The following is a 10,072-nucleotide window of genomic DNA, read 5'->3' on the forward strand; positions in this document are numbered from 1 at the left end:
CAGATCTCGGAATGAACACGATCGCGCACGCTCCGACGGACCCGACGCGGGTCGGCCTCCAGCCTGCGCTGCAGACCGCCCGCCGACGCCAGTGGCTCGTGCCGGCCGGTCTGCTCGCGGCGATCGCCGTCGGGATCTTCGCCCTCACGATCCCGCTCAACCCCGCGATCTCGCTCACCGGGATCGTGCTCGACGTCCTCTTCTACGCCGCGATGCTCGTCTGCGCGGCCACCGTCCCGCAGCCGCGTGGGCGCAACCTCGCGTTCGCGTGGCTCATGGGTGGCCTGGCCGTGACGTCGGCGCTGCTGCTCCTTCTTCTCCTCGCCATCGAACAGATCACGTGATCGAAAGGAACGCATGAGCGCGCGTGACGTCGAGACCTTCTCCAACCGTGGCCAATGGGTGATGCGGGTGGAGGACGAGCCATCCCTGTCGCAGAGCTTCGCGAGTCGCGATGAAGCCGTGGAGGCGGGCGAGCGCCTGGCCGAGCGGCTCGGCACGACCCATCGCGTGCGCGAGAGCGAGCCCGAAGGATCCATCACGGACGAACAGGATCGGGATGCCGCCTCCGGCTCCACGACGGTTCCGGATGCCGCCCGACCGGCGCCCGACTCGCCCGACAGCCCGCTCCCGCCGACGACGGACGCCGACGGGATGCCCGTCGACAACCCCTCCGGCTGAGCGCCGCATCCTGCCCCGACGACGAAAGGACGACCATGACGATGCCCGAGACCACTCCCCAGCCCGGCGACGACTCGCTCGGCGTGGACGAGGAGCTCCTCGACGACGACAGCCCCGAGGCGACCGAAGTCGTCTCCGATGACGACGCCACCGAGGGTGACGTGCTCGCCGACCAGGTGACCGACGACGGCGTCGAGACGGACGAGTGGGGCGATCCCGTGACGGTCGCCGACCCCGAGATCCTCTCGGCCGACCCCGACGAGTACTCGGACACCCCGCACATGGGCAGCGTGCCGCGCCTGCTCGGTGAGGACGAATACCAGCCTGACACGCAGGGCGAGGACCCGATCTACGCCGAGCTCGGCGAGGAGGGTCAGGGCGACCTCGCCCCGGAGGACGAATAGACACCGACCGAACGCGGTACGACCCCGACCCGTCCACCGCCGCGAAGCGCGAAGTCGGCGCGCACAGCGGGACGACGCACACGAGCACCCAGAGGCGCCCGGTGGACGGGTCCCTCTCCGCGCCGGCTCAGTTCATCGACCGGAAGACGACCCCGCTGAGGCGGTCTTCGGACTCCGCCGAGTCGCCCTCGCCGCACAGTGCCGCCTCCAGCCGCGACGGGTACTCCCGTCCGCATGTCGTGCACTCGATCACGCGCCACCCCCTCGGATACGCCGAAGGCCGCTCCTCGCATCGGGGCGCGACCTCTGAACGACGGTATCGAGGCCGATCACGTCGGCGATAGTGATGCGATCACAAGAGTTCGACCGTCGAGTGCAGTGATGCCGACAACCGCACGAGCTCGTCCTCACCCGCGGGGGACGACAGGACTTCTCGCGGGACGCGCCCGGATCGCTAGGCTCATCGGCATGGCCACCAAGAACTCCCGCACCGAAACCACTGCCTGGGAAGACGACGACCTCGGCAGCAAGTCCACCCTGTGGGGTTTCCTCGCGGGCCTCGTCGTCGCCGCGTTCATCGCCGTGCCGCTGTCGGCCTCGTTCTCGTTCGCGACGCACCCGAACACCCAGCAGCTCTTCGCGGGGCGCCTCGCCAACGCCACGCAGGGCGGCTATGTGCTGTTCTGGTGGCTCGTGACGGCGCTGCTCGTGGCGCTGCCCTTCCTGGTGGGCTTCGCGGTCGCGAAGCTCTCGGGCCGCACGCTCGCGATCGTCGGCGCGATCATCGCGCTCCTCGTGATCGCGATCCTCATCGTGGGGCAGATGTTCGTCTTCTGACGCGTCTTCCCGCCGCCGGCCGTCACACGCCGGCGGCCTCCGGCACGGCGATGCGGTCGGCACGCGAGTAGACGTTCATCGACTCGCCGCGCAGGAATCCGACGAGCGTCAGCCCCGAGGCGTCGGCGAGCTCGACGGCCAGCGACGACGGCGCGGAGACGGCTGCGAGCACGGGGATGCCGGCCATGACGGCCTTCTGCACGAGCTCGAAGCTCGCGCGGCCCGACACCTGCAGCACGGTTCCGCGCAGCGGAAGACGATCTTCGAGCACGGCCCAGCCGACGACCTTGTCGACGGCATTGTGTCGCCCGACGTCTTCCCGCAGCACGAGCAGCTCGCCCGAGGCGGCGTCGAAGAGAGCCGCCGCATGCAGGCCGCCCGTCTTGTCGAACACCGCCTGGTGCGCGCGGAGCTCGTCGGGCAGGCGGGCGAGAGCCGCGGCATCCATCCGCACCGCGTCGCCGGAGACGTCGTAAGCCGACACCGTCTCGACCGCATCGATCGACGCCTTGCCGCAGAGGCCGCACGAGCTGGTCGTATAGAAGTTGCGGGTGATGTCGCTCGAGGGCGCGGGGACGCCCGGTGCGAGCGCGACGTCGAGCATGTTGTACGTGTTCTCGCCGCTCCCCGCGACCGCGCCACCGGTGCCGGGGCCGCCGCAGTGGATGGCCGTGCGGAACTCGTCTCCGCGCGAGATGACCCCTTCCGACACGAGGAAGCCGGCGGCGAGCTCGACATCGTGGCCGGGCGTGCGCATCGTGACCACGAGCGGCGCTCCCCCGACCCGGATCTCGAGCGGCTCTTCGACCGCGAGCGTGTCCGGGCGCCGGGTCTCGCCGACCCCGAGCCGGATCTTGACGACCGGCTTCCGCGCCGTGATTCGTCCCATGCCTTCAGGGTAAGCCCGCTGCGGAGCCGCGAGCCGGAGGGGCCGGGCGATCAGCCGCCGATCGCGTTCATGCCGCGTGCGGGCTGCAGGAAGCCGGGGTCGTTGATCGCGTGACCCGGGAGTTTGCCGTGCACGCACGAGCGCAGCATCCCGTCGATCGCCGCATCGATCTCCGCGTCGCCAGCCGATCCCTCAGGCTGTCGAAGGCTCGGCAGCAGGTCGTACTCCGTCGTGGAGAAGAGGCAGTTGCGCAGCTGCCCGTCGGCGGTGAGACGCAGCCGGTCGCAGTCGCCGCAGAACGGCGCCGTCACGGAGGCGATCACTCCGACCGTCTGCGGGCCGCCGTCGAGCCGCCACCGCTCGGCCGGTGCTCCCCCGCGGCCCGGCACGGGGGTGAGGTGCCACCTGGTCGAGAGCTCGTCGAGGATCTCCTCCCGCGTGACCATCCGCGACCGGTCCCACGTGTGCCCGGCATCCAGCGGCATCTGCTCGATGAACCGCAGCTCGGCGTTGTGGTCGAGGGCGAACTGCACGAGGTCGATGAGCTCGTCCTCGTTCACATCGCGCATCGCGACCGCGTTGAGCTTGAGCGGGCGCAGTCCCGAGGCCGACGCCGCCGCGATCCCCGCCAGCACGTCGTCGAGCCGGTCGCGCCGCGTGAGGTCGCGGAACCGGTCGCGCCGCAGCGTGTCGAGCGAGATGTTCAGGCGCGCCAGCCCCGCATCGACGAGGCTCGGCAGCAGCTCCGGAAGCCGGATGCCGTTGGTCGTCATCGCCAGCTCGACGGGCCGGCCGTCCGGCCCCTGGATCACAGCGAGCCGGCGGACGACCTCGACGATGTCGCTGCGCAGCAGCGGCTCCCCGCCCGTGAGGCGGAACGTCGTGACGCCGTCGGCGGCGGCGACCCGCGCAATCCGCACGATCTCGTCGAGGGTCAGGATGCTCGACTTGGCCAGCCACTCGTTGCCCTGCTCGGGCATGCAGTACGTGCAGCGCAGCGAGCAGCGGTCCGTCAGCGAGACCCGCAGATCGCGGTGGACACGGCCGTGCGTGTCGACCAGCGGCTCGCCGGGCGATCCGGGCGCGAACTCGGCGGCCGCGCGGGGGCGCGGCATCCCGATCATCACCGGCACCGTGGTCACGCGACGCGCCCTTCTGCCATTGATCCAGCGTAATCGCGTCCGGAGCAGCAGGCTGTGGTCAGACCACTTATCTCGCCGTCGAGGTATTCGGCCCCGATCGTCTCGTGGCGGCGGTTCTTCGTGTGTACCGTGGGCCGCAACACGTCACTTGTGTGGAGGAACGCATGGACTTGCTCGACCCCCTGCTGCTCGCCCGATGGCAGTTCGGTCTGACGACCCTCTACCACTTCCTCTTCGTTCCGCTCACGCTCGGCATGGCGCTCACGGTGTCGATCTTCCAGACGGCGTGGTTCCGCACCGCGAACGTGAAGTGGCTCCATCTCACGCGCTTCTTCGGCAAGATCTTCCTCATCAACTTCGCCATGGGCGTCGTGACGGGCATCGTGCAGGAGTTCCAGTTCGGCATGAACTGGTCGTCGTACTCCCGGTTCGTCGGTGACGTGTTCGGGGCTCCCCTCGCGTTCGAGGGCCTCATGGCCTTCTTCTTCGAGGCGACCTTCATCGGCCTGTGGATCTTCGGGTGGGACAAGCTGCCCAAGGGCCTCCACCTCGCGAGCATCTGGATCGCGACCATCGGCGCCTGGTTCTCGGCGTACTTCATCCTCGCGGCGAACGCGTTCATGCAGAACCCGGTCGGCTACCAGATGTCCCAGGACGGCAACCGCGCCGAGATGAACGACTTCTTCGCCGTGCTGACGAATCCCGTCGCGCTCGCCGCCCTCCCCCACACGCTGTTCGCGGCGTTCATGATGACGGCCGGAGTGATCATCTCGATCTCGGCCTGGCAGCTCGCCCGCAAGCAGAACGTCGAGATGATGCGCTCGTCGCTCAAATACGGCCTGTGGGGCATGATCGTCGCCTTCGCCGGCGTCTTCCTCTCGGGCGATCAGCTGGGTCTCGTCATGGTCGAGACGCAGCCGATGAAGATGGCGGCCGCAGAGGCGATGTTCGACACCGCGTGCGGAGCGGATGCCTCGTTCTCGCTGTTCTCCATCGGAACGCCCGACGGCACGGGTGAGATCTGGTCGCTGCGGGTGCCGTACCTGCTCGCGCTCCTGTCGACCCACTCGCTCGACGGATGCGTCGAGGGCATCAACGACCTCAACGCCGAGTACACGACGACCCTCTTCCCCCAGTTCGCCGACCAGGTCGACGGCAACTTCGCACCGGTGCTGTGGGTGACGTACTGGGCCTTCCGCTGGATGATCGGCCTGGGCGCCGTCGCGGCGCTGACGGCGGTCGTCGGTCTCTGGCTCACGCGCAAGAACGCCAAACGCGAGGTTCCGCAGTGGGCCTGGAAGCTCGCCGTCTGGGCCTGGCCCGCCTCGCTCGGCGCGATCCTCGTCGGCTGGATCTTCACCGAGATGGGCCGCCAGCCGTGGATCGTCTTCAGCCTCATGCTGACGGAGGACGGCGTCTCCAAGAGCGTGCCGGGATGGACGGTGCTCATCTCGCTCCTGTCCTTCACGGCGATCTACGCGGCCCTCGCGGTCGTCGAGATCGGACTCATCATGAAGACCGCCAAGAAGGGGCCCGATCCTCTTCCAGGGCCCGACGACCCGCATCCATCCGAACTGGCGCTCGAAGAGACGCCCACCACGGTCTACTGAGAGGAGCTCGCCATGGATCTCGCATACCTCTGGTTCTTCATCGTCGGCTTCCTCTTCGTCGGCTACTTCGTGCTCGACGGCTTCGACTTCGGCGTCGGCATGTCACTGCCGTTCCTCGGCAAGGACGACATCAGCCGCCGCCAGATCATCAACACGATCGGACCCGTCTGGGATCTCAACGAGACGTGGATCATCGTCGCCGGCGCGTGCCTGTTCGCCGCCTTCCCCGAGTGGTACGCGACGCTCTTCAGCGGGTTCTACCTCGCCCTCCTGCTGATCCTCCTGGCGCTCATCCTGCGCGGCGTCTCGTTCGAGTACCGCCATCAGCGCGAGGGCCTGCGCTGGAAGAAGGGCTTCGACCGGATGATCGTCATCGGGTCTGCCGTCCCCGCGTTCCTCTGGGGCGTCGCCGTCGCCAACATCGTGCACGGCGTGCCGATCGACGCCGACCATGAGTTCACGGGATCACTCCTGACGCTGCTGAACCCGTACGCGCTCGTCGGCGGCCTCACGACCCTGCTCCTCTTCTTCACGCACGGCGTGTACTTCGTCGCGCTCAAGACCGACGGACAGGTGCACGACGACGCGCGCAGGCTGGCGCGGCGGAGCGGCATCCTCACCGTCATCGTCGCCGCGATCTTCCTGCTCTGGACGATCCTCAACGCCTTCTCGGCGGAGGCGCCGGCGGTGTGGCTCACGGTGCTGCTCTCGGCGGTCGCGGCCGTCGCCCTCATCGGCTCTGTCGTCGCCAACACGCGGGACCGCGAGGGCTGGGCCTTCGGACTCGGCGCAGCGACCATCGTGTCGGCCGTGCTGGCGCTGTGGTTCGCGCTCTTCCCGAACGTCATGCCCTCGACGACCGACCCCGCCTTCAGCCTCACGATCGAGAACGCCTCGAGCACCGACTACACGCTCACGATCATGAGCTGGGCGGCGCTCATCTTCCTTCCGCTCGTGCTGCTCTACCAGGGCTGGACGTACTGGATCTTCCGCAAGCGGGTCTCGCGCACGCGGATCGAGCGCGCGGCCGCGGTCGCCCACTGATGAGCTTCTCGCCCCGCCGTCCGCGGCGGGGCCGCTGGGTAGGCTCGAACGCGGATGACTGACACCCTTGACGCGGCCCCGCGGGCGAAGCGGACGCCGCCGGTCGATCCGCGGCTGCTGAGGTACGCGACCGCGTCGCGCGGATTCTTCGTCGCGATCGCGGCCATCGCCGTCGGCCAGACAGCCGTCATCGTCGCGTTCGCGTGGCTGCTCACCTCCGCCATCGTGAATGCGGTGGACGGGATGCCGCTCGCCGGCCTCGCGCCCACGCTCGGCCTGCTCGCCGCCGTCGTCGCACTCCGCGCGATGCTGCTGTGGGCGCGCGAGAGCGTGGCGGCGCGCGCGGCCGCCCGCGTGGAGGCGCAGCTGCGCGACAACCTCGTGACCGCCGTCGACGCGCTCGGGCCGGAGTGGCTCGGCGGGCGCAACTCCGCGCAGCTCGCCGTGACGGCGGGCCGGGGCCTGTCGGCGCTCGAGGCCTACTTCGGCCGCTACCTGCCGCAGCTCGTGCAGACCGTGATCGCGACGCCCGTCATCGTCGCCGTGATGTGGTGGCAGGACTGGATCTCCGGCCTCATCGTGCTCCTGACGCTGCCCCTCATCCCGCTCTTCATGGTGCTCATCGGTCTCGCCACCCGCGCGGTGCAGCAGCGCCAGTGGCGCACGCTCCACCATCTCGCTGCGCGCTTCGCCGACACCGTGCAGGGCCTCTCGACGCTCAAGGTCTTCGGACGGCAGCACCGGGCCGCGGCATCCATCTCCTCCGTCACGGAGCGCTACCGCGGCGAGACCATGAAGGTCCTGCGCGTGTCGTTCCTCTCGGGGTTCGCGCTGGAGTTCCTCGCGTCGATCTCGGTCGCGATCGTCGCGGTGTCGATCGGCTTCCGCCTGCTCGACGGCTCGCTCGCGCTGATGATCGGGCTCTTCGTGCTGCTGCTCGCACCCGAGGCCTATCTGCCGGTGCGGCAGGTCGGCGTGCAGTTCCACGCCGCTGCGGAGGGCGTTGCGGCGACGGACGACGTCTTCGCGGTGATGGATGCCGCCCGTCGGCGCGCCGCTGCGGCACGAACTCCGCAAGAACAGAGCTCCCCGACCCCGACACGCCGAGCGGCCGGCGCGGAAGGGCCCGATCATGAGGAGTTCGTGCACGGCGACCTCGTGCTCGAGGGCGTCCGCGTCCGCCGCGGCGAGCGGCTCCTCGCCCCCGTCGACCTCGTCGCGCGCCCCGGCGAGGTCGTTCTGCTCGAGGGGCCGAGCGGATCGGGCAAGTCCAGCGTGCTCGCCGCGCTTCGCGGGGCAACGGCGTTCGAGGGTCGGGCGACCTTCGGCGGCCGGGATCTCGGCGCACTCGCGCCCTCGGACTGGCTCGCCTGGGCGGGTCAGCGGCCGGGCCTCGTCGCCGGACGCATCCGCGACAACGTCACCCTCGGCGACCCGTCGCCCGATTCGGCGCGGGTCGCGCGCGCGCTCGCGCTCGCGTGCGCCGGCGACCTCGACCCCGACCTCGAGCTCGGCGTACAGGGGGCCGGGCTGTCCGGCGGCCAGGCGCAGCGCGTCGCCGTCGCCCGCGCCTTGGCCCGCCACCTCGCCGGACGTGCGCCGCTGATCGCCCTCGACGAGCCGAGCTCCGCCCTGGATGCCGAGACCGAGGAGCGCCTCTGGCGGTCGGTCCGTGCCCTCGCCGATGCGGGCGCCGCCGTCGTGCTGGTGTCGCACCGCGTGAGCGCCCGAGCCATCGCCGACAGCGTGGTCCGGCTCGAGCCCGCCGAGGTGCTCGCATGAGCGCCCCGGCGCAGACGCCCGGCGCCGTGCTCCGGGGGGCGATGCCGCCGGCGCGGCGGTTCTGGCCGGGCGCGGCATCCGCATTCCTGTCTGAAGCCTCGGCAGTCGCCCTGCTCGCCGTGAGCGCGTGGCTCATCGTGCGGGCGAGCGAGCAGCCACTCGTGATGTACATCTCGGCGGCCGTGGTCGGGGTGCGGCTCTTCGCCATCACGCGCGCCGTCTTCCGCTACACCGATCGCCTCGCGAGCCATGACGCGGCCCTGCGTCAACTGGCGCGCACGCGCACCGACCTCGTGCACCGGCTCATCCCGCTGGCCCCCGACGGACTCGCCCGCACCCGCCGCGGCTCGGTGCTCGGGGCGCTCGTCGACGATGTCGACGACCTGCAGAACCTTCCGCTCCGGGTCGTGCAGCCCCTCGTCGCGTCGGCCGCCGTCGCGCTCGCCTCGGTCGTGCTCGTCGCCTTCGTCTCATGGCCGGCGGCGCTGACGCTGCTCGCGTGCCTCGCGCTCGCGGGAATCGCGGCAACGCTGTGGGGCTGGGCGTCGGGCGCGCGCGCCGAACGGTCGGTCGCGCCCCTGCGCGCGCGCCTCGCCGACGCGATCCTCGACCATCTCGGCAGCCTCGACGTGCTCGTCGCGTTCGGAGCCGAGGACGAGAGCCGGCGGCGGATCCGGGATGCCGACAGCGCGCTCCGCCAAGCCGTGACGCGCCGCTCGGCCTCGCAGGCCGGCACGGCGGCCGTCGTGTCGCTGCTCGCCGGGGTCGCGTCGATCGCCGCCGTTGCGGCATCCGCGCCTTCGGTCGCCGCGGGGGCGCTCACGGGACCCGCACTCGCCGTCGTCGTGCTCGTGCCGATGGCGGTCTTCGAGGTGTTCGCCGCCGTCCCGCTCGCGGCGTCGGCGTGGCGCCAGGTGCGCGCCTCGGCGGAGCGCATCGCTGACGCCCTTCCCGCCGACGTGCCGGAGGGCCTTCCCCACGAGCAGGTCCCGCCGACGGGCGACGCGTCCCCGCTCGGCGACGGGCTGCGGCTCCGAGGCGTCACGGCCCGGTGGCCGCACGCGGCCGGCGCGGCGCTCGACGGCATCGACCTCGACGTGCGTCCCGGCGAGCGGGTGCTCGTGGTGGGGTCGAGCGGTGCCGGCAAGACCACACTCGCGCACGTCCTCGTGCGCTTCCTCGACTGCGACGGCGAATACACGATCGGCGGCCGGCCTGCGCGCGACCTCGCGGGCGACGACGTGAGGCTGACGGTCGGGCTGTGCGAGCAGCATCCCATGCTCTTCGACGAGGACATCCGCCAGAACCTCCTCTTCGCTCGGGACACCGCGACCGACGCCGAACTCCTCGCGGCGCTCGACCGCGTCGGCCTCGGCCCGTGGGTCGCGCAGCGCGGCGGACTCGACGCCCGGGTCGGCGAGCGCGGATCGCTCGTGTCCGGCGGCCAGGCGCAGCGCATCGCGCTCGCCCGTGCGCTGCTGCGCGGCTTCCCCGTGCTCGTGCTCGACGAGCCGACGGCGGGCGTCGATCCCGAGGCATCCGACGCCCTCCTCGCCGACCTGCTCGCGGCGGTCGGCGACGACCAGGCTGTCGTGCTTATCTCGCACGTGACGGTGCCGGAGGGACTCATCGACCGCGTCGTGCGCCTCGACCGCGGGCGGATCGTCGTCTGACTCTCCGGCG

Annotated in this window: 11 protein-coding genes; 8 read left to right on the plus strand and 3 right to left on the minus strand. The window is 70.8% G+C overall.

Going from position 1 to position 10,072, the window contains the following annotated elements:
• Positions 1-11: 11 nt before the first annotated feature.
• Genes AAIB33_RS11095 through AAIB33_RS11105 form a run of 3 tightly spaced genes read left to right on the plus strand, consistent with a single transcriptional unit; the run spans position 12 to position 1,085 of the window.
• Positions 12-344: a hypothetical protein gene (locus tag AAIB33_RS11095; protein ID WP_345800021.1), complete on the plus strand. Its 333-nt coding sequence runs from the start codon at positions 12-14 to the stop codon at positions 342-344.
• Positions 345-357: 13 nt separating this feature from the next.
• Entirely contained in the window at positions 358-681 is a 324-nt protein-coding gene (locus AAIB33_RS11100) for a DUF2188 domain-containing protein (protein WP_345800022.1), read from the plus strand.
• 35 nt (positions 682-716) lie between these two features.
• Positions 717-1,085, plus strand: coding sequence for a hypothetical protein (locus tag AAIB33_RS11105; RefSeq protein ID WP_345800023.1), 369 nt, complete (start codon positions 717-719; stop codon positions 1,083-1,085).
• Between the two features lie 127 nt (positions 1,086-1,212).
• Here the strand turns inward: AAIB33_RS11105 and AAIB33_RS11110 are convergent, their stop codons facing one another.
• Positions 1,213-1,338 carry a hypothetical protein gene (locus tag AAIB33_RS11110; RefSeq protein WP_345800024.1) on the minus strand — a complete coding sequence of 42 codons (126 nt, stop codon included), beginning with the start codon at positions 1,336-1,338 and terminating at the stop codon, positions 1,213-1,215.
• A gap of 215 nt (positions 1,339-1,553) precedes the next feature.
• Between AAIB33_RS11110 and AAIB33_RS11115 the strand changes: the two genes are divergently transcribed.
• On the plus strand, positions 1,554-1,922 hold the full coding sequence (locus tag AAIB33_RS11115) for a hypothetical protein (protein WP_345800025.1): 369 nt from the start codon (positions 1,554-1,556) through the stop codon (positions 1,920-1,922).
• 22 nt (positions 1,923-1,944) lie between these two features.
• Here the strand turns inward: AAIB33_RS11115 and fdhD are convergent, their stop codons facing one another.
• Positions 1,945-2,811: a formate dehydrogenase accessory sulfurtransferase FdhD gene (fdhD, locus tag AAIB33_RS11120; protein WP_345800026.1), complete on the minus strand. Its 867-nt coding sequence runs from the start codon at positions 2,809-2,811 to the stop codon at positions 1,945-1,947.
• Between the two features lie 50 nt (positions 2,812-2,861).
• Positions 2,862-3,926 (minus strand): GTP 3',8-cyclase MoaA, encoded by a 1,065-nt coding sequence (gene moaA, locus AAIB33_RS11125; RefSeq protein ID WP_345803423.1) that lies wholly within the window; start codon positions 3,924-3,926, stop codon positions 2,862-2,864.
• Between the two features lie 191 nt (positions 3,927-4,117).
• On the opposite strand from moaA, the gene AAIB33_RS11130 reads away from it, so the two are divergent.
• The 4 genes from AAIB33_RS11130 to cydC are packed head-to-tail and all read left to right on the plus strand — an operon-like array spanning position 4,118 to position 10,062.
• Positions 4,118-5,563, plus strand: a complete 1,446-nt coding sequence (locus AAIB33_RS11130) for a cytochrome ubiquinol oxidase subunit I (RefSeq protein WP_345800027.1) — start codon at positions 4,118-4,120, stop codon at positions 5,561-5,563.
• A gap of 12 nt (positions 5,564-5,575) precedes the next feature.
• Complete coding sequence (gene cydB / locus AAIB33_RS11135) at positions 5,576-6,607, plus strand: cytochrome d ubiquinol oxidase subunit II (RefSeq protein WP_345800028.1); 1,032 nt, start codon at positions 5,576-5,578, stop codon at positions 6,605-6,607.
• A gap of 54 nt (positions 6,608-6,661) precedes the next feature.
• Entirely contained in the window at positions 6,662-8,389 is a 1,728-nt protein-coding gene (cydD, locus tag AAIB33_RS11140) for a thiol reductant ABC exporter subunit CydD (RefSeq protein WP_345800029.1), read from the plus strand.
• Complete coding sequence (gene cydC, locus AAIB33_RS11145) at positions 8,386-10,062, plus strand: thiol reductant ABC exporter subunit CydC (protein WP_345800030.1); 1,677 nt, start codon at positions 8,386-8,388, stop codon at positions 10,060-10,062. The genes cydD and cydC overlap by 4 nt, the downstream gene beginning before the upstream one ends.
• Positions 10,063-10,072 lie beyond the last annotated feature (10 nt).

Source organism: Microbacterium sp. AZCO (assembly GCF_039614715.1).
Taxonomy (GTDB): Bacteria; Actinomycetota; Actinomycetes; order Actinomycetales; family Microbacteriaceae; genus Microbacterium.

Bases quoted from the DNA above. Each gene is read 5' to 3' on its own strand.
- AAIB33_RS11095 (WP_345800021.1), top strand. From the start codon at position 12: ATGAACACGATCGCGCACGCTCCGACGGACCCGACGCGGGTCGGCCTC.
- AAIB33_RS11100 (WP_345800022.1), top strand. From the start codon at position 358: ATGAGCGCGCGTGACGTCGAGACCTTCTCCAACCGTGGCCAATGGGTG.
- AAIB33_RS11105 (WP_345800023.1), top strand. From the start codon at position 717: ATGACGATGCCCGAGACCACTCCCCAGCCCGGCGACGACTCGCTCGGC.
- AAIB33_RS11115 (WP_345800025.1), top strand. From the start codon at position 1,554: ATGGCCACCAAGAACTCCCGCACCGAAACCACTGCCTGGGAAGACGAC.
- fdhD (WP_345800026.1), bottom strand. From the start codon at position 2,811: ATGGGACGAATCACGGCGCGGAAGCCGGTCGTCAAGATCCGGCTCGGG.
- moaA (WP_345803423.1), bottom strand. From the start codon at position 3,926: ATGCCGCGCCCCCGCGCGGCCGCCGAGTTCGCGCCCGGATCGCCCGGC.
- AAIB33_RS11130 (WP_345800027.1), top strand. From the start codon at position 4,118: ATGGACTTGCTCGACCCCCTGCTGCTCGCCCGATGGCAGTTCGGTCTG.
- cydB (WP_345800028.1), top strand. From the start codon at position 5,576: ATGGATCTCGCATACCTCTGGTTCTTCATCGTCGGCTTCCTCTTCGTC.
- cydD (WP_345800029.1), top strand. From the start codon at position 6,662: ATGACTGACACCCTTGACGCGGCCCCGCGGGCGAAGCGGACGCCGCCG.
- cydC (WP_345800030.1), top strand. From the start codon at position 8,386: ATGAGCGCCCCGGCGCAGACGCCCGGCGCCGTGCTCCGGGGGGCGATG.